Genomic DNA, 17,102 nt, shown 5'->3' on the forward strand with positions numbered 1-17,102 from the left:
CGTGTCGACGGGTGCGTGCGGCGAGTCGCGCGGCTTGCCGGCCGCTCAGACGCGCGCGAGCCGTTCCGCGTCGATGATGCGCACGCGCTTGCCGTGCGTCTCGACGAGCGAATCTCGATGGAACCGGGAGAACATCCGGCTGACGGTCTCGAGCTTCATCCCGAGGTAGCAGCCGATTTCCTCGCGCGTCATCCGCAGGTTGAACTCGGAGGCCGAATAGCCGCGCGCCTGGAAGCGCGACGACAGGTTCAGCAGGAATTGCGCGACGCGCTGCTCGGCGGACATCGTGCCGAGCAGCAGCATCTGGCTCGATTCGCGGACGATTTCGCTGCTCAGCATCTGATACAGGAAATGCTGCATCGGCTTCATTTCGCGGCAGGCCGCCTCGAGCTGGCCGAACGGGATGATGCACACGACGCTGTCCTCGAGCGCGATCGCGTCGCAGCAATGCTGGCCGCTGCTGATGCCGTCCATGCCGAACGTCTCGCCGGCGATCTGGAAGCCCGTCACCTGTTCGCGGCCGTCGCGATGCACCATGACCGTCTTGAACGACCCCGCGCGCACCGCGTAGATGCTCTGGAACGGATCGTCGGTGCGGAACAGCGCGTCGCCCTGGCGGACATGGCGGGTCGTGCAGATGATCGAGTCGAGCCGGCCGTATTCGGCCGCGGTGAGCTGCGGCGGCAGGCACAGGGAACGCATCGCGCAGACCGAGCAGCGCGCGGCGGGGTGTTTCGGGGCGTCGGCCCGGGCAATCGCGTGAAGCGGCGTCGCAAGCCGCCGCGCGACGGGCACGGCAGCAGCGCCAACGGATGCTGATGACATGATGCACTCCGGCACTTTCAGGTGCGGTGCGCGCGACGCGAGCGCACCAGGGATTCGATGACGTGGCATGCGGCGTCGAATTCGGCGGTCTTGTCGAAGAAGTAATCCGCTCCGGCCGTCGCGCATGCCTCCCTGAACGCCGGCGCCGAATGGTTCGTCAGCACGATCGTGACGACGCGCGGCGCGACCTTCGACAGCATGCCGATCAGGTCGAGACCGCTGCCGTCCGCGAGCCGCAGGTCGACGATCACGACATCCGCCTGGCACCGGCGGATGTGCGTCCACGCACCTTGGCCGTCCTCCGCTTCACCCACGACGTCGACCCCACGGATCGCGCCGACGAGCAGCGCGATCCTGCGCCGTACCGCGACGGCGTGATCGACGAGGAACACCCGGAGCGCAACGGATGACAGGCTGGCATTCATGAAAGCCAGTATCCGGTTGCGACGCCAAAAAGGAAATCGGCCGAATTGGAAGTTTGCGTAGGCCGCTTCGCCGCGTTGTAGGGTTTTTCCTACATGCGCCGTGGCGACGGGGCCGAAACGCAGCGGGGCCGAAACCCGTGACGCACCGGCCGGGTCAGCCGGCCCGGCGTGCGTCGAGCGCGTCGCGCGCCGCGCGGCAGGCGGCGAGATCCCACGCCGCGCAGCCGACGCTCTTGAACAGCAGCGGCCCGCCGCGCACGAACGCGCCGCCGAGCACGTCGGCGAGCGAAGCCACGTTGCGCCAGTCCACCTGCGCGAGGATCAGGTCGCCCGCCTCGTGGCGCGCACCGGCCGGGTCGTCGACGACGAGCCGGCTGTTGCGCACGGTGCCCGCGTCGATTTCCGCCGCGTCGGCGGTGAACGCGCCGACGCCGACCACCAGCCGGCCTTCGCGCGCGGCTTCGCGGTAGACCGGCGTGCGGCTCGTCGTCAGCGTGACGACGACGTCGACGGTGCCCGGAACGTCGTCGCCGTCGAGCGGCGCGAGCTGCGGCGCATGGGCGCGCTGGGCGTCGCAGAACGCGGCGACGCTCGCGGCGCGGGTGCCGCGCACCAGCAGGCGCGCGCTCGGAAAGATCGTTGCGAGCGCTTCCGCGTGATTGGCCGCCTGCCGGCCGGTGCCGATCAGCAGGATCTCGCGCGGCGCGTCGCCGTGCAGCGCCTGGATGCCGAGCGCGGTCACCGCGGCGGTGCGCCGCCCGGTGACCGTCGGGCCGTCGAGCACGAAACGCATTTCGCCCGTCGTCGCGTCGCACGCGATCACCTGGCCGAGGATCGTCGGCAGCCCGCGCGCGGCGTTGCCGGGGCAGACGTTGACGAGCTTGTGGATCGCGATGTCGCGCGCGCTCGACGGCATCGACAGCATCACGCCGCCCGCCTGCAGCGGCACGACGAGACGCTCGGGGCTGACGATTCCGCCCGCCGCGTACTCGACGACGGTTTGCCGGAGGGCGGCGAGCAGCGCCGGATAGTCGAGCAACGCGGCAGTCGCGGCCGCGCCAAAAACGGGAGTCTGGGAGAGAGCGGTCATCGTGTGCGTCGGTTGAGCGTGGACGCCGGGCGGACAGCGCGCCCGGTGCTGGGTTGCCGGATACCGCGAGACGGGCACTCTGGATCGAATCTATACCAATTTCCGGCGGGGTGACAAGCCGGAAAATAAAACGCCCGGGTGCTTTTGGTTCTAATATCTGTCCAGAAGCGGGCGCGGCGACGCCCCGCTCCGGTATAGTGCGAACCCGTCCACGATCCCGAACATCCGGCAGGAGCCCCCACGATGTCGTCCGCGCGCCTCGAAATCCTCGAAAACGGCTTCCGGCCGCTGCAAATCTACGAGCAGGTTGCCGAAAAGATCCGCGACGAGATCCGCGCGGGGCGCTATGCGCCCGACACCCGGCTGCCGTCGGAGCGCGAGCTCGCGGCGCTGTTCCAGGTCGGCCGCCCGGCCGTGCGCGAGGCGCTCGGCGCGCTGCAGAACGAAGGGCTCGTGTTCACGAAGCGCAACTCGGGCACCTATGTCGTGTCGGCCCCGCTCGACGTGCTGGCGCGGCGCGGCGACCAGCGCGCCGCGGCCGAGGCCGACTTCAGCCCGACCTCGACCCTCGACGTGCGGCTGATCCTCGAACCGGCGATCGCGCGCCTCGCGGCCGCGCATCGCAAGCCGGACCCGGTCGCCGAGCGCTATCTCGCGCAGATGGAAACGATCACCGATATCGACGATCCGCGGCAGCGCGCGCTGTGGAACGAGAGCGACCGGCTGTTCCATCGGCAGCTCGCGCTGATGACGGGCGACGCGCTGATCGTGAAGATCGCCGACGAAGTCGCGAAGACGATGGACCAGCCGCTGTGGAAGCGCCTGAAGGACGACGGGATCTACGACGCGGGCCGGATCCGGCTCTACGTGTCCGAGCACCGGCTGATCTACGAGGCGATCGTCGCCGGCGACGCCGACGCGGCCGCGTTCTACGTCGAGCAGCACATCCTGCGCGTGCGGCGCGACATCGCGCCGAAGTAAGCGGGGCGTCTTTGTTCTGTTGCTCTGGTCTGATTTTTGACCAGAAGATGGGGCCGCTTTTTTAAACTGCTTGAATAATGACCAGTTGTGTCCTACATTGGTTCGACTAAAACCAATCAGGAGACACACCATGCGTCAACTCGTCATTGCGCTCGCCGTGGCCGTCGCCACCGGCGCGCTGGCTTCCGCCCATGCGCAGGAAGTCGTGATGATCGGCCATTCGGCGCCGCTCACGGGCCCGCAGGCCGCGAACGGCAAGGACAACGAAAACGGCGTCCGCCTCGCGGTCGACGAGATCAACAAGCAGGGCCTGAAGGTCGGCGGCAAGACGGTCACGTTCAAGCTGGCGTCCGACGACGACCAGGCCGACCCGAAAGCCGGCGTGCAGGTCGCGCAGAATCTCGTCGACAAGGGCGTCGTCGCGGTGCTCGGGCCGTACAACTCGGGCGTCGCGATCCCGGCGTCGCGCGTATACAGCAACGCGGGCGTGCCGATGCTGCCGGTCGCGTCGAACCCGGCGCTCACGAAACAGGGCTTCAAGAACATCTTCCGGATCGGCGCGAGCGACGAGCAGCTCGGCGGCACGATGGCCGTGTTCGCCGCGAAGACGCTCCATGCGAAGACCGCCGCGATCGTCGACGACCGCACCGCCTACGGCCAGGGCGTCGCCGAGCAGTTCTCGAACGTCGCGAAGGCGAACGGGATCAAGATCGTCGACCAGGAATTCACGAGTTCGTCCGCGACCGACTTCTTCGGCATCTTGACGAAGATCAAGTCGACCAACCCGGACGTGATCTTCTTCGGCGGCTACGCGGCGCAGGGCGCGCCGATGGCCAAGCAGATGAAGCAGCGCGGCCTGCGCGCGAAGCTGCTCGGCGGCGACGGGATCTGCTCGGCCGACATGGGCAAGGTGGCGGGCGAGGCCGCGTCGATCGTCTACTGCGCGCAAGGCGGCGTCGCGCTCGAAAAGACGCCCGCCGGGCGCGAGTTCCTGAAGAAGTACCACGACACGTACCACACCGATCCGCAGGTGTACGGCGTCAACTACTACGACGGCGTGAAGCTGCTCGCCGACGCGATGGTCAAGGCCGGCACGACGACCGACAAGGCGAAGCTCATCGCGCAGCTCGCGAAGTCGGACTACAAGGGCGTTGCCGGCACCTATTCGTTCGATGCGAGCGGCGACCTGAAGGGCGCGCCGACGAGCGTCTACGTGATCCGCAACGGCTTGCCGGTGCCGTACGGCGATTGATTGCCGCGCTCGAGCGGCTCGCGCGGCCGGCGTGCGCGCCGGCCGCCGCCGCGTTCCCGACTCAAATCCCCTGAGCAACCGATGAAAATTTCGCGATCCATTTCCACTGTCGAAGTCCACACCGGCGGCGAAGCGTTCCGCATCGTCACGAGCGGGTTGCCGCGCCTGCCGGGCGACACGATCGTCCAGCGCCGCGCGTGGCTGAAGGAGCACGCCGACGAAATCCGCCGCGCGCTGATGTTCGAGCCGCGCGGCCACGCCGACATGTACGGCGGCTACCTGACCGAACCCGTGTCGCCGCATGCGGATTTCGGCGTGATCTTCGTGCACAACGAGGGCTACAGCGACCATTGCGGACATGGCGTGATCGCGCTGGCGACTGCCGCGGTCGAGCTCGGCTGGGTGCAGCGCACGGCGCCGGAAACGCGGGTCGGCATCGACGCGCCGTGCGGCTTCATCGAGGCGTTCGTCAAGTGGGACGGCGAGCACGCGGGGCCGGTGCGCTTCGTCAACGTGCCCTCGTTCATCTGGAAGCGCGACGTGACGGTCGATACGCCGTCGTTCGGCGCGGTGACGGGCGACATCGCGTACGGCGGCGCGTTCTATTTCTACGTCGACGGCGCGCCGTTCGACCTGCCGGTGCGCGAGGCCGCGGTCGAGCAACTGATCCGCTTCGGCGCGCAAGTGAAGGCGGCCGCGAACGCCGCGTATCCGGTCGTGCATCCCGAGATTCCGGAGATCAACCACATCTACGGGACCATCATCGCGGGCGCGCCGCGCCACCCGGGCTCGACGCAGGCGAACTGCTGCGTGTTCGCGGACCGCGAGGTCGACCGCTCGCCGACCGGCTCCGGCACCGGCGGCCGCGTTGCGCAGCTGTACCAGCGCGGGCTGCTGGCGGCGGGCGACACCCTCGTCAACGAATCGATCGTCGGCACGATCTTCAAGGGCCGCGTGCTACGCGAGACGACCGTCGGCGAGATCCCGGCGGTGATACCGGAGGTGGAGGGCCGCGCGTACGTGTGCGGCTTCGCGAACTGGATCATCGACGAACGCGATCCGCAGGCGTACGGCTTCCTCGTGCGCTGAGCGCGCAGCCCGGCTGCCGGGCACGGGTCGAAGCGGTTGCAGTACCAGGCTTGGCGCGCGGTTCCGGTTGCCGGACGCGCGCCTTTTTTGCGCGCGTCGCCGGCCCGGCGGCCAGCGCGCGAACGAGCGCCGGCGAGGCGCTGTGCCGTCCGCCGGACGGCGCGCCGCGCGAGTTTTGGTACGATGCTGCCTTTCCAGCAGATCCCACATCCGCGTGAATCGCCGAAACGTGTCGTCAGTGCGTGACCTTTGTGCCAAGTGGGTCGCGCGCGCCCAACCCGTCGCGGCCGCCGCCGCCGCGTTGCTCAAGCGTCTCCTCGCCGCCGCCTGGCTGCACCTGCGTCACCCGACGCGTCGCGGCGTCCTGCTCGCCGTCGCCGCCGTGCCGGCGCTGTTCGTGCTGTACGTGCTCGCGCTGATCCCGTTCACGCCGGGCATCGGCGACATTCGAAAGGCGCGCGTCGACCAGCCCGCGCAGGTGCTGTCCGCCGACGGCAAGCTGCTCGCCGAATTCAAGCCGTCGAACCGCGAATGGGTCGGGCTCAAGCAGATCTCGCCGCACATGATCGACGCGCTGATCGCGACCGAGGATCACCGCTTCTATGAGCACCACGGGCTCGACTGGCGGCGCACCGCGGGGGCCGCGCTGCACACGTTCTCGGGCAGCCGCCAGGGCGGCTCGACGATCACGCAGCAGCTCGCGCGCAACCTGTATCCGGACGAGATCGGCCGCGCGCCGACGCTCACGCGCAAGCTGAAGGAAGCGATCACCGCGCTGAAGATCGAGGCGGTCTACAGCAAGGACCAGATCCTCGAGACCTACCTGAACACGGTGCCGTTCCTGTACAACGCATACGGCGTCGAGATGGCCGCGCGCACCTATTTCGACAAGTCGGCCGACGAGCTCGACGTGCTCGACAGCGCGACGCTCGTCGGGATGCTGAAGGGCAACAGCTACTACAACCCGGTGCTGAACCCCGAACGCGCGCTGCAGCGGCGCAATACCGTGCTCGGCCAGATGGTGAAGTACGGCAAGCTGTCGCCGGCGGCGCTCCAGCAGCTGCAGCGCCGCCCACTGCGGATCGACTTCGAGCGCCAGAAGGAGCCGCCCGGGCCTGCGCCGCACTTTGCGCAGCAGTTGCGCAAGTGGCTGATCGCATGGGCCGACCGCAACGACTACAACATCTACTCGGACGGCCTGATCGTCCGCACGACGATCGACGCGCGCCTGCAGGCGATGGCGACGCAGGCGCTCAAGCAGCAGGCGAACGCGCTGCAGGGCATCGCGAACGGCGCATGGAGCGGGCGCGACGGCTGCGGGACCGACAACGAGGTGTTCCGCGCGTTCATGCGCGAAGCGCCCGAATACAAGGCGATGCAGGACGCCGGCAAGAACGACGCCGCCGCGATGAAGGCGCTCGCCGCCGACCGCGGCTTCATGCGCGCGCTCTGCAAGACCAAGACCGACGTGCAGGCCGGCTTTCTCGCGATCGATCCGCGCAGCGGGCAGATCCGCGCGTGGGTCGGCAGCCGCGACTTCACGGCCGAGCCGTTCGACCACGTCGCGCAGGCGCGCCGCCAGCCGGGCTCGACGTTCAAGCCGTTCGTCTACGGCGCGGCGTTCGCGAGCGGGATGAAGCCGGACGACACGTTCGTCGACCAGCCGGTCGAGATCCCGCTGAAGGGCGGCGAGATCTGGCGGCCGAACGACGACGCGCCGCCGACGGGCAAGCCGATGACGCTGCGCGACGCGATCGCGCTGTCGCGCAACCGGATCACCGCGCAGGTGATGGAGAAGATCGGGCCCGCGAAGGTCGCGCGGCTCGCCTACGCGATGGGCGTGCGCGACAGCGCGCTCGAACGCGTGCCGTCGCTCGCGCTCGGCACGAGCCCGGTGACGCTCAAGGAGATGGTGGCGTCGTATGCGACGATCGCGAATGGCGGGCTGTACGTCGAGCCGCAGATGGTCACGCGCATCGAGACCCGCCAGGGCGAAGTGCTCGCCGAGTACGCGCCGGCGCCGCCCGAGCGCGCGCTCGACGCCGAGACCGACAAGACGCTCGTCGACGTGATGCGCGACGTCGTCGACCGCGGCACCGGCACGAGCATCCGCACGCGCTTCGGGATTCGCGGCGACGTCGCGGGCAAGACCGGCACGACGCAGGACAACGCGGACGGCTGGTTCATCCTGATGCAGCCGGACCTCGTCGCGGGCGCGTGGGTCGGCTTCGACGACGGGCGCGTGACGCTGCGCAGCGATTACTGGGGACAGGGCGCGCACAGCGCGCTGCCGATCGTCGGCGACTTCTTCCAGCGTGCGCTGCGCGCGCGGCTGATCGACGGCAAGGCGAAGTTCGATACCGAGCCCGCGCCGGGCTGGCTCGAATCGCTGCAGGATCGGATGACGGGCTTGTTCGGTGGCTGGTTCAAGTCCGACACGAAGACGCCGCCGCCTGCACCGAAGGCGCCGCGTGCGCCGCAGCCGGCCGAGCCGGAGGCGAGTGCGGCGTCGGAGGCGTCCGCGCCGGAAGCCGCGTCCGGCGGCATCGTCGAGGAATGGGTGCCGGCGTCCGAGGTCGCCGCGTCGGCGGCAGCGCTGTCGGGCAGCGCCGCCAGTGCGCCGCAGGCGCCGCCGTCGAACGGTGCGGGCGGCGGCAACGGCGCGCTGCCGGCCACGCCGACGTCTCCGGCATCGCCGGCTCCCGCGCCGGCTCCGCCCGACACGCAAGCGCCCGCCGGGGCGAGCGGCGCGGAGTAATCCCCGGGTAATCCTCCGATTCAGGTTTCGCGCAGGCTGCCGTAATACCGCCATCACGACAGCCTCGCGCGGCTCGTCCGCGTCCCTCCGATGCGCACTTCCTACAATTTCGTCGCGCTCGAGCACGACGATTTCCTGGCCGGTGCGCCGCTCGGCTTCGACGTCTACGATCTCGGCGGCGCCGCGTTGCTGCCGGCCGGCACGACGCTGCACGATCCGGCGCAGCCCGCTTTCCTGTTCGACCATTTCCAGCCAGCGAGAAGAGACGCGGCCGGCCTGGGCGTGGCCGGCTTGGGCCCAGCAGCCGGCCCGGCGGAACCGCAGAAAGACGGCGTGCCGTCGGTCGCGCACATGGGCCTTTGGATGGGCGCGCCGATCGGCCTGCGGCGGCGGGTCGGCGCGACGCGCACGATGCTGCGCTGCCGGCTGATCGGCCAGCGGGCGTCGCAGTCGCTGCTCGTCGAGCCTCAGCATGCGACGGCGCTCGAATTCAGGCCGGGCGACGACGTCGAGGCGATCGCGATCGGGCGCGCCGCGGCGTACCGCTTCGCGGCGACCGTCGACATGGTGCAGCCCGGCCTGGCGCCGTTCATGGCCCTGTCGCCGCCGGGCTTCATCGAATGCCTGCGGGTGCGCGCGGAGCCGCGCGTGCCGGCGCGGCTCGCGGCCCGCTGCTGCAGCGTGCGGGACGGCGTGGGCAGCTTCGGGATCGTTCGCGACATCAGCTTGAGCGGGCTGTCGGTGGCGGCGAGCCAGACGATCGCCGCGGCGGGCGAGCCGCTGCGGATCCGGCTGCCTTACGAGGTCGGCGGCAATGTCGCGTTGCTGACGCTGGACGGCACGGTGCGCCACACGCACGCCGACCCGGCCGCGCCGCAACTCGTGCTGCATCACGTCACGTATGGCGACGACATCGAGGCGGCCGATGTCGTGCGCCTCAAGGCGCTGCTGTTCGATCGGCTGATGGCGTCGGCGGAATGGGGCGGGGTGAATTGAATGACGTCGCGTCCCGCGCTCGTTTTGTGCGGGACATTCGTTGCCGCCGGCTCGATAATCATCTGATTGATTGGCCGGGCAGACGGTGATTGTACGTTTTGCGTCAACAGTGAATTTGCGATTTAAGTATTTACCCTGATTGCGGGGGCTCCTAGACTTCCACTCATCCGCACCGAACCATGAGTCCGATGCGTTTGAAAACAATCTTGGAGGTTCCAAATCATGAATTCGCTGATCAAGGCAGTTGCACTGGCCGTCATCGTGGCCGCCCCGGCCGTTTCGTTCGCACAGTCGAACCAGCAGCCGCTGACGCGCGCGCAAGTGCGCGCCGAACTGGTCGAACTCGAGAAGGCCGGCTACAACCCGAACGACTGGATCAACTATCCGGAAAACATCCAGGCCGCGCAGGCGAAGATCGCCGCCGCCCGCAACCCGGGCGCGCAGGCCGATACGACGGGCTACGGCGCGAATGCCGCCGCAGCGTCGCAAGCCGGCCAACGCGTGGTCGTGCCGGTGTCCGGCGACACGTCGTCGGTCTACCGCGGCCATTGAGCAGACGCGGCGGCGCCCGCGAGGGCGGCCGGATCGCCCCGGAATGACGGAAAGCCCGCACTCGGTTCAGTGCGGGCTTTCTCACATAATGCCCGGCGGCGATCAGCACCGCGCCGCCGAGCAGCGCGAAGTCGAGCGGCGGGTGACGCGGCGCCCCCACGCGGCATTCTTCTCGATCGCCATCGTGGCCGCGAGCGCGAGCGTCCAGTCGAGGCTGCCGGCGCCGACGACGACCATCAGCAGCATCAGCGCCCAGCAGCAGCCGACGCGACGCCGCGCGCGTGTCGACGGTGCGAACACGGATTGCGCCAAGGAATGCAGCGGTTGCGGGGAGCGGGATGGATGCGCTAGCGGGATCGAAACGGGGTTTCGATTTTCCGGTGTAGGCGGACGAGGGGCAGATGCAAGCGCGGCACTATGCGGCTGACAATTGCGCGCTCGTGCGCTAGCATCGCGGTCGATGTCGCCGCGCCGAGGCGGCCGCAGCGCGTCGACACGCGCCGGCCCGGCGCGCGGCGCCGTGCTCCGAGGCGCGGCAGGGCGGCCGCCCGGCATCGTGTTCCACGACATCAACGAATAAAAGGAGCGTCCATGCGTGTCTTGACCGGTTTGCTGTTGCTGCTGGCCGTGGCGGCGAATGCCCATGCGCAGGCGAATTGCGCGAATGCCGCCGACCAGGCGTCGATGAGTGCGTGCGCCGAGCGCGCGTACCGGAAATCCGATGCGGAGCTGAACCGGGCTTACGAGGCCGTCACCGCGCGGGTGCGGGCCAACCGGCCGCTGGCGGAGAAGCTCGTCTCCGCGCAGCGCGCGTGGGTCGCGTATCGCGACGCCGAATGCGGTTTCTCGAGCGCGGGCGCGGAGGGCGGCAGCGTCCATCCGATGGTGGTGTCGATGTGCCTCGACGATCTGACGAAAGCGCGCACCGAGAGCCTGCAGGGCTACCTGTCGTGCGAAGAGGGCGATCTCGCCTGCCCGGTGCCGGCGAAGTGACGGCGGCGGAACGCGTGCCGCCGGCGCGCGTCCGTTGCACGTCGCCCGTTACACGTCGTCCGTCTCGTCGAGCAGCTTGTGCCGCATCGCATAGCGCACCAGCGCGGCTTCATGCGGCATCTGCATCTTTTCGAGAATCCGCGTCTTGTACGTGCTGACCGTCTTCGCGCTCACGCACAGCGCCTGTGCGATCTCGGTCAGCGTCTGCCCGGCGGCGATGCGCCGGAACACGTCGAACTCGCGGTCCGACAGCCGCTGGTGCGGCAGCGTTTCCGCCGGCTCGTTCAGGCTCTGCGCGAACTGCTCGGCCATCGCGAGGCTCACGTAGACGCCGCCCGACGCGACCTTCGTCACCGCGCCGACCAGCTCGGCGCTCGCGCTTTCCTTCGTCAGATAGCCGGATGCGCCCGCGCGGAACGCGCGCACCGCATATTGCTGCTCCGCGTGCATCGTCAGCACGAGCACGCGTAGCGCCGGCTTCTCGTCCTTGATCTGCTTGATGAGTTCGACGCCGTTGCGGCCGGGCATCGACAGGTCGAGCACCAGCACCTGCGCGGGGGTCGAGCGCACGAGCGCGATCGTCGTCGGGCCGTCCCAGGCCTCGCCGGCGACCTCGAAGCCGCTGGCGTTCTGCAGAATGTGCCGCAACCCGTCGCGCACGAGCGTATGGTCGTCGGCGATGAGCACCGTGATCATGTGATTGAGGTTTCCTGTTGAATCGTGGTCAGCGGCAAGGCGACGCTGATCGAGAAGCCGCGCGAAACCGCGGTGTCGATCGTCACGGTGCCGCCGAGCATGTGTGCGCGCTCGCGGATGCCGATCAGGCCGAACGACTTGTCTTCGTGCGTCGGCCCGCCGGGCGCCGCGCCGCGGCCGTTGTCGGCGATGCGCAGCACGCAGAAGCCGCTTTCGACGCCGAGCGTCAGCGTGACCCGGGTCGCGTCCGCATGGCGGGCGACGTTGGTCAGCGCTTCCTGGACGATGCGGAACAGCGTGGTCGCGCCGGCATTGGTGAACGCGAGGCCGCCGGGCTCGATGTGGCGCTCGACGTCGATCCCATAGCGGTTCGTGAAATCGTTCGCGAGCCATTCGATCGCCGGCACGAGGCCGAGATCGTCGAGCATCACCGGCCGCAGGTCGGCCGCGATGCGCCGCACCGACGCGACCGTCGCGTCGATCAGCCGCCGCATGCCCTGCAGGTGGGTGAGCACGTCTTCGCCGGCCCGTCCGCTGTCGGGCGCGCGCAGCGTGTGCTCGACGACCGACAGGTCCATCTTCAGCGCGGTGAGCTGCTGGCCGAGATCGTCGTGCAGCTCGCGCGCGATGCGCGTCTTCTCTTCCTCGCGGACGTTCTGCAGGTTCGCCGACAGCTCGCGCAGCTCCTCGCGCGACTGCTTCAGCGCGTTCTCGGCGCGCACGCGCTGGGTGATGTCGCGCAGCATCACCGTGTAGAGCTTGCCGGACGCATCGCGGATCTGCGAGATCGACGCCTCGATCGGGAATTCCTCGCCGTCGCCGCGCAGCCCGAACAGCACGCGCTGGCGTCCCATCTGCCGCTCGGACACGCCCGTCACGCCGAACTGTTCGACATGCTTCGCGTGCGCCGCGCGGAACCGCTCGGGGATGAAGCGCGACAGCGGCGCGCCGATCGCCTCCATCGCGGACACGCCGAACACCTGCTCGGCCATCGGGTTGAAGATCACGATCGTCTGCTTCTCGTCGATCGTGATGATCGCCTCCATCGACGAGCGGATGATGCCCATCATCCGCGCTTCGTTCAGGATGCCGCTGCTGCGGGCGCCGACGTCCGCGGCGGACCCCGGCCGGCCGCGCACCAGCGCATACGCGAGCGCCGCGAACACGACCGACGCGAGCAGGCCGGCGGCGAGCACCGTGCCCGCCGCGCGCTGCGCGCCGGTCGCGCTCGGCCGCCCGTCCGCCGAATAGGCAAGCGTCAGCGTGCTGCCGCCGAAGTTCAGCACCTCGGTCCGGCGCATCAGGTCGGGCGAGAGCGACGCCTCGTCGGTGATGGTCTCCGCGCTGACGATCGGCCGCGGGTCGCCGTCGACGCTGATTCGCAGGTCGATCCCGCGCTCCGAGTCGAGCGCGCGCTCGACGAGCCGCCGCGGGCTGAGCTCGGCAAACAGCACGCCGTCGATGCCGCCTTCCCGCGAGACCGGGTGCTGCGGGTCGGCGACGGGCAGGAACAGCGTGACGGTGCGGGCGGCATCGTCGTCGGCCGCCCGGATGCCGAGCGCGGCGTTGCCGGTCTGCACGGCGCGCCGCAGCGACACGGCGTCGGCCGCACCGAAGCGCGCGGCGGGCGCCGACGACGCGGGCGCGCTGAGCGCGGCGACCGCGAGCGGCACGGCCGACGAAGGCGCGGCGGCGCCGGCGAGCTGGCCGCGCACGGCGGGCGGCAGCGGCGCATAGCCGAGCTGGCTGATCGGCGAACGGCTGTTGTCGATGGCGAGCGCGTCGACATACTGGCGCCACTGTACGGGCGTCATCTGCGGCGCGAGGCCGAGCGCGCCGCGCGCGCCTTCGAGCACGCCGACGCTGTCCTGCAGCTCGTGGAGCAGCATTGCCGTCACGTGCGTGACGCGGCGCTCGAAACGGGCATGGACGGTGTCTTGCCATTGCTCACGCACTATCAGCGCGACACCCAGCGAGAGCGTTGCGCCGGCGCAGAGCGCGACGATGCCGGCCGCGAACGGCTGGCGTAACATGGTTTGAAAGCGCGTGCGCACCGGGGCGTCGCGCGTCGGGGTTCCGCTGGCGGTCATCTACGGGCCACTCTGTCCGAGGCCGCCCTGGCACCGGGGCGACAAAGGAAAAATCGGGCGCGGTTGGCGCCCGATGCTTGGCGGTATCTGTTATCGAGACGAAATTGTGCGCGTTTTATGACTTTTTTGTAATGGGGGCAGCGGAAATTCAGACAAAAGATCGGGGGGCCTGTTGTGCGACCGTATTTGATGCGCGTCAACGGGCGTCCGGGAGCGTGGGGCCAGACTAGGAAGCATAGGGGCCGGCGGAGCCGCCGGCGATCGGATTCGAACCTGCCTTGCGCGACGCGCAAGGCTGTCCGGTGAGAGGTGCGGAACATGTACAAGCGAATTTTCGTGGCGCTCGACGACAGCCCAAGTGCGCGTCTCGCGCTGGATGAGGCGATCAGGATCGCGGTCGCGTCCGGCGGCGCGATCACCTGTGCGTCCGTCGTCGAGCACAAGACGCAACTCGTCGACGTCGACGCGGGCTTCGCGGACACACGGGAACCCGAGCCGTCGGCGCTGGACGCCGCGACGCTCGTGCTCGACGACGCGAAGGCCGCGCTCGATGCGCACCACGTGCCGGGCACGGTGCGCGCGCTGACAGCATATGGCGAGGACATCGCGGCCGTGCTGATGCGCACGGCGGCCGAGGCCGACGCGGACCTGATCGTGATGGGCACGAGCGGGCGGCACGGCTTGCGCCGGCTGCTGGTCGGCAGCGTCGCGGAGTCGCTGCTGCGCGCGGCGGACCGGCCGGTGCTGCTGGTGCGGCACGACGAGAAAACGGTAACGAAGCCCGCCTGAGCCGCGCGTGCATGAACCGGGCCGCGTGCGAGCGCGGCGATTGACGGCGCGCCGCGCAATGCGTCGTGCCGGCGCCGCATGCACTGAGCGGCGCACCTGCCGCGGCGCGTCCGTCCGCTTCGCGGCCGCGCGCGCCGCGTTCAACCGCGCTGAAGTTGCGCCGCGCGGCGCACATCTGGCAGCATCCGTGCCGTAGCCCCTTTTTTCGCTCATCGCCGGGCGCGCGTCACGCCGACGCGCGACGGGGCCGGCGTCCACGGAGCCCATCACGCATGACAATATCGACCAAGGGACTGCGGCTGGCCGAAGTGTGGTTCCAGCGCGCACTGTGGATCATCGCCGTCGTGTTCGCCGGCTTCCTGATCGGACTCGGCGGCCTGATCGTCGGCGATTTGCCGCGCGTCGAGGTGACGCTGGACCGCGACGCGTTCGTCGACCGGCAGGCGGCCGCGCCGCTGCGCCAGACGCTCGCGAAGCTGTCGGCGGACCTGACCGCGAATCGCGACGCGACCGAACAGGCGTCGATGCTGCTGACCGCGGCCGAGCAGGATACGCAGCAGGCACGCGAATCGTTTCGCACGACGATCGCGAGCCGCCATGCGACCGAGCGCGCGGAACAGGATCCGGCCGTGCTCGCGCATGCGCGCGCGCTCGAGGCGGCGACGCAGCGCGAACGCGACGCGCAGGCCCGCATCGGCACGCTGAAGCAGGCCGCGCAGGCGCTCGAGCGTGAGCAGGGCGCAACCCGGCTCGCGCTCGGCGAACTCGAAGCGCAGGCCGACCGCAAGCTCGAAGCGGCCCAGCGCGAGCAGGAACTGCGCGTGTTCGGCATCCGGCTGCTGTTCACGCTGCCGCTGCTGCTGGTCGCAGGCTGGCTGTTCGCGAAGAAGCGCGGCAGCCGCTACTGGCCGTTCGTATGGGGCTTCATCTTTTTCGCGCTGTACGGATTCTTCGTCGAACTGGTGCCGTACCTGCCGAGCTATGGCGGCTACGTGCGCTATCTCGTCGGCATCGTGCTGACGGTCGCGGTCGGGCAGTACGCGATCCGCGCGCTGTCGCGCTATCTCGAGCAGAAGCGCCGTGAGGAGCAGCAGCCGGACGTGTCGCGGCGCGAGGCGATCGATTTCGTGACCGCGTACGCGCGCATCGCGAAGAAGGTCTGCCCCGGCTGCGAGCGGCCGCTCGACACCACCGATCCGAACGCGAATTTCTGCCCGCATTGCGGCATCTGCGTGTTCAACGCATGCGGGCAGTGCCGCACGCGCAAGAATGCGTTCAGCCGCTTCTGCCCGTCGTGCGGCACGTTCGCCGGCACGACCGCGCCAGCCACGCCGTCCACCCCCGCCGCGTGACGCGCGCGGCGTCCGGCGCACCGTACAGCGCGGCGTTCGTCAATCCCGTTTAGAATGCCGGACATGCCGTCCCGGCTGCGCAACTGTCGCAGCGATCGTTGCACGGCCGGACGCCGGCGTCGGTCCGGCCCGCATGTCATCCAGGAGCGCCGCCGTGTGGCACTTTCCCGTCGCGATTCCCTCGTCGCTCGGCCCGTGGGCCGTGTTCGCGAGCGTGCTCATCACGCAGCTCGGCGTGCCCGTGCCGGCCGTGCCGATGCTGATCCTGGGCGGCACGATGGCGGCGATGGGGCAGGCGTCCTATGCGGCCATGTTCGCGGCGGCCGTCGGCGCGACGATGCTCGCCGACTCGCTGTGGTTCTTCATGGGCCGCACGCGCGGCCGGCGCCTGCTCAACGGCCTCGTGCGCTTCTCGCTGTCGCTCGACACGACGCTGCGCTTCGCACGCAACCTGTTCGAACGCCACGGCGCGCCGCTCCTCGTGCTCGCGAAATTCCTGCCGGGGCTCGGCCTCGTGTCCGCGCCGCTGCTCGGCACGACGGCGATCGGCGTCGGCGTGTTCCTGCTGTGGGACTTCGCCGGCGCGGCGCTGTGGGCGGCGTTCTGGCTCGTCGGCGGCTCGGCGGCTCATGACCAGATCGTCCAGGCCGTGCTGTGGGTGCGCGCGAGCGGCGGGACGATCCTCGACGCGTTCCTCGCGATCTTCATCACGTTCGTGCTGTACCGCTGGGTGCGCCGCGTGCAGTTCCGGCGCTGGCTCGCGCAGGTGCGCATCTCGCCGCCGCAGCTCGCCGAGATGATGACGTCCGACGAACCACCGCTGATCTTCGACGCGCGGCCGCGCGCGGTGCGCGAACGCGAGCCGTTCCGGATCGCCGGCGCGGTGCCGCTCGATCTGGATTCGCCGGAGCTGATCGATCCCGACGTGCTGAAGCGGCCGATCGTCGTTTATTGCGTGTGCCCGAACGAGGCGACCGCCAAGCGCATCGTCGCGCAGCTGCAGCGCAAGAAGATGGCGCATCACATCAAGGCGCTGAAGGGTGGCCTCGACGCGTGGGAAAAGCACGGCTATCCGGTCGAGCCGATGCCGGACGATCTGGATTCGTCGCGCTATTTCGTGCGGCCTGATCACGGCGGGCTCGACGGCGAATATACGGTGCGGGCGACGTTGTCGAAGTGATGTCCGGAGCCGCTTCCTGACGAAAAGCCGCAGT

The 17,102-nt window shown here is 69.5% G+C and carries 15 protein-coding genes and 1 pseudogene; 10 read left to right on the forward strand and 6 right to left on the reverse strand.

The window, feature by feature from the left end:
* Positions 1–45: 45 nt before the first annotated feature.
* The 3 genes from KY49_RS29235 to lhpI all read right to left on the reverse strand — a co-directional run bounded on the left by KY49_RS29235 (position 46) and on the right by lhpI (position 2,340).
* Entirely contained in the window at positions 46–825 is a 780-nt protein-coding gene (locus KY49_RS29235; RefSeq protein WP_042588822.1) for a helix-turn-helix domain-containing protein, read from the reverse strand.
* 17 nt (positions 826–842) lie between these two features.
* Positions 843–1,250 carry a response regulator transcription factor gene (locus KY49_RS29240; RefSeq protein WP_042587841.1) on the reverse strand — a complete coding sequence of 136 codons (408 nt, stop codon included), beginning with the start codon at positions 1,248–1,250 and terminating at the stop codon, positions 843–845.
* Positions 1,251–1,404: 154 nt separating this feature from the next.
* On the reverse strand, positions 1,405–2,340 hold the full coding sequence (gene lhpI, locus KY49_RS29245; RefSeq protein WP_042587842.1) for a bifunctional Delta(1)-pyrroline-2-carboxylate/Delta(1)-piperideine-2-carboxylate reductase: 936 nt from the start codon (positions 2,338–2,340) through the stop codon (positions 1,405–1,407).
* 243 nt (positions 2,341–2,583) lie between these two features.
* Between lhpI and KY49_RS29250 the strand changes: the two genes are divergently transcribed.
* The 6 genes from KY49_RS29250 (at position 2,584) to KY49_RS29275 (ending at position 9,968) form a co-directional block, all read left to right on the forward strand.
* The gene (locus tag KY49_RS29250; RefSeq protein ID WP_042587843.1) at positions 2,584–3,321 is read left to right on the forward strand and encodes a FadR/GntR family transcriptional regulator; all 738 of its coding nucleotides are present in this window, start codon (positions 2,584–2,586) and stop codon (positions 3,319–3,321) included.
* A 130-nt stretch (positions 3,322–3,451) separates the two neighbouring features.
* The gene (locus KY49_RS29255) at positions 3,452–4,573 is read left to right on the forward strand and encodes a branched-chain amino acid ABC transporter substrate-binding protein (RefSeq protein ID WP_042587844.1); all 1,122 of its coding nucleotides are present in this window, start codon (positions 3,452–3,454) and stop codon (positions 4,571–4,573) included.
* A gap of 81 nt (positions 4,574–4,654) precedes the next feature.
* Positions 4,655–5,662 carry a trans-3-hydroxy-L-proline dehydratase gene (lhpH, locus tag KY49_RS29260; RefSeq protein WP_042587845.1) on the forward strand — a complete coding sequence of 336 codons (1,008 nt, stop codon included), beginning with the start codon at positions 4,655–4,657 and terminating at the stop codon, positions 5,660–5,662.
* A gap of 229 nt (positions 5,663–5,891) precedes the next feature.
* The gene (locus KY49_RS29265) at positions 5,892–8,420 is read left to right on the forward strand and encodes a penicillin-binding protein 1A (protein ID WP_042588823.1); all 2,529 of its coding nucleotides are present in this window, start codon (positions 5,892–5,894) and stop codon (positions 8,418–8,420) included.
* Positions 8,421–8,510: 90 nt separating this feature from the next.
* Positions 8,511–9,416 carry a PilZ domain-containing protein gene (locus KY49_RS29270; RefSeq protein ID WP_042587846.1) on the forward strand — a complete coding sequence of 302 codons (906 nt, stop codon included), beginning with the start codon at positions 8,511–8,513 and terminating at the stop codon, positions 9,414–9,416.
* Between the two features lie 222 nt (positions 9,417–9,638).
* On the forward strand, positions 9,639–9,968 hold the full coding sequence (locus KY49_RS29275; RefSeq protein ID WP_042587847.1) for a DUF4148 domain-containing protein: 330 nt from the start codon (positions 9,639–9,641) through the stop codon (positions 9,966–9,968).
* An 88-nt stretch (positions 9,969–10,056) separates the two neighbouring features.
* Here the strand turns inward: KY49_RS29275 and KY49_RS38840 are convergent.
* Positions 10,057–10,235, reverse strand: a pseudogene (locus KY49_RS38840) (copper chaperone); the annotation flags it as partial.
* A gap of 324 nt (positions 10,236–10,559) precedes the next feature.
* On the opposite strand from KY49_RS38840, the gene KY49_RS29285 reads away from it, so the two are divergent.
* Complete coding sequence (locus KY49_RS29285) at positions 10,560–10,961, forward strand: lysozyme inhibitor LprI family protein (protein ID WP_042587849.1); 402 nt, start codon at positions 10,560–10,562, stop codon at positions 10,959–10,961.
* A 48-nt stretch (positions 10,962–11,009) separates the two neighbouring features.
* On the opposite strand, the gene KY49_RS29290 is transcribed toward KY49_RS29285, so the two are convergent.
* Both KY49_RS29290 and KY49_RS29295 read right to left on the reverse strand, forming a co-directional pair.
* Positions 11,010–11,657, reverse strand: coding sequence for a response regulator (locus KY49_RS29290; protein ID WP_010089481.1), 648 nt, complete (start codon positions 11,655–11,657; stop codon positions 11,010–11,012).
* Positions 11,654–13,747 carry a PAS domain S-box protein gene (locus tag KY49_RS29295; protein ID WP_042587850.1) on the reverse strand — a complete coding sequence of 698 codons (2,094 nt, stop codon included), beginning with the start codon at positions 13,745–13,747 and terminating at the stop codon, positions 11,654–11,656. Before KY49_RS29295 ends, KY49_RS29290 begins: the two co-directional genes overlap by 4 nt.
* Positions 13,748–14,065: 318 nt before the next feature.
* Here KY49_RS29295 and KY49_RS29300 point away from each other — a divergent pair, with 318 nt between their 5' ends.
* The 3 genes from KY49_RS29300 (at position 14,066) to KY49_RS29310 (ending at position 17,068) form a co-directional block, all read left to right on the forward strand.
* Positions 14,066–14,536, forward strand: a complete 471-nt coding sequence (locus KY49_RS29300; RefSeq protein ID WP_042587851.1) for a universal stress protein — start codon at positions 14,066–14,068, stop codon at positions 14,534–14,536.
* Between the two features lie 272 nt (positions 14,537–14,808).
* Positions 14,809–15,888 carry a zinc ribbon domain-containing protein gene (locus KY49_RS29305; protein ID WP_042587852.1) on the forward strand — a complete coding sequence of 360 codons (1,080 nt, stop codon included), beginning with the start codon at positions 14,809–14,811 and terminating at the stop codon, positions 15,886–15,888.
* Positions 15,889–16,042: 154 nt separating this feature from the next.
* A complete protein-coding gene (locus KY49_RS29310; protein WP_042587853.1) occupies positions 16,043–17,068 on the forward strand; it encodes a VTT domain-containing protein in 1,026 nt (341 codons plus the stop codon).
* Positions 17,069–17,102 lie beyond the last annotated feature (34 nt).

Origin of the sequence: Burkholderia sp. MSHR3999, assembly GCF_000833595.1 — a bacterium.
In the GTDB taxonomy this organism is placed as follows: domain Bacteria; phylum Pseudomonadota; class Gammaproteobacteria; order Burkholderiales; family Burkholderiaceae; genus Burkholderia; species Burkholderia ubonensis.

What these genes read in the sequence shown, in the direction of transcription:
- KY49_RS29235 (WP_042588822.1), bottom strand. Translation starts at nt 825, where the DNA reads ATGTCATCAGCATCCGTTGGCGCTGCTGCCGTGCCCGTCGCGCGGCGG.
- KY49_RS29240 (WP_042587841.1), bottom strand. Translation starts at nt 1,250, where the DNA reads ATGAATGCCAGCCTGTCATCCGTTGCGCTCCGGGTGTTCCTCGTCGAT.
- lhpI (WP_042587842.1), bottom strand. Translation starts at nt 2,340, where the DNA reads ATGACCGCTCTCTCCCAGACTCCCGTTTTTGGCGCGGCCGCGACTGCC.
- KY49_RS29250 (WP_042587843.1), top strand. Translation starts at nt 2,584, where the DNA reads ATGTCGTCCGCGCGCCTCGAAATCCTCGAAAACGGCTTCCGGCCGCTG.
- KY49_RS29255 (WP_042587844.1), top strand. Translation starts at nt 3,452, where the DNA reads ATGCGTCAACTCGTCATTGCGCTCGCCGTGGCCGTCGCCACCGGCGCG.
- lhpH (WP_042587845.1), top strand. Translation starts at nt 4,655, where the DNA reads ATGAAAATTTCGCGATCCATTTCCACTGTCGAAGTCCACACCGGCGGC.
- KY49_RS29270 (WP_042587846.1), top strand. Translation starts at nt 8,511, where the DNA reads ATGCGCACTTCCTACAATTTCGTCGCGCTCGAGCACGACGATTTCCTG.
- KY49_RS29275 (WP_042587847.1), top strand. Translation starts at nt 9,639, where the DNA reads ATGAATTCGCTGATCAAGGCAGTTGCACTGGCCGTCATCGTGGCCGCC.
- KY49_RS29285 (WP_042587849.1), top strand. Translation starts at nt 10,560, where the DNA reads ATGCGTGTCTTGACCGGTTTGCTGTTGCTGCTGGCCGTGGCGGCGAAT.
- KY49_RS29290 (WP_010089481.1), bottom strand. Translation starts at nt 11,657, where the DNA reads ATGATCACGGTGCTCATCGCCGACGACCATACGCTCGTGCGCGACGGG.
- KY49_RS29295 (WP_042587850.1), bottom strand. Translation starts at nt 13,747, where the DNA reads ATGACCGCCAGCGGAACCCCGACGCGCGACGCCCCGGTGCGCACGCGC.
- KY49_RS29300 (WP_042587851.1), top strand. Translation starts at nt 14,066, where the DNA reads ATGTACAAGCGAATTTTCGTGGCGCTCGACGACAGCCCAAGTGCGCGT.
- KY49_RS29305 (WP_042587852.1), top strand. Translation starts at nt 14,809, where the DNA reads ATGACAATATCGACCAAGGGACTGCGGCTGGCCGAAGTGTGGTTCCAG.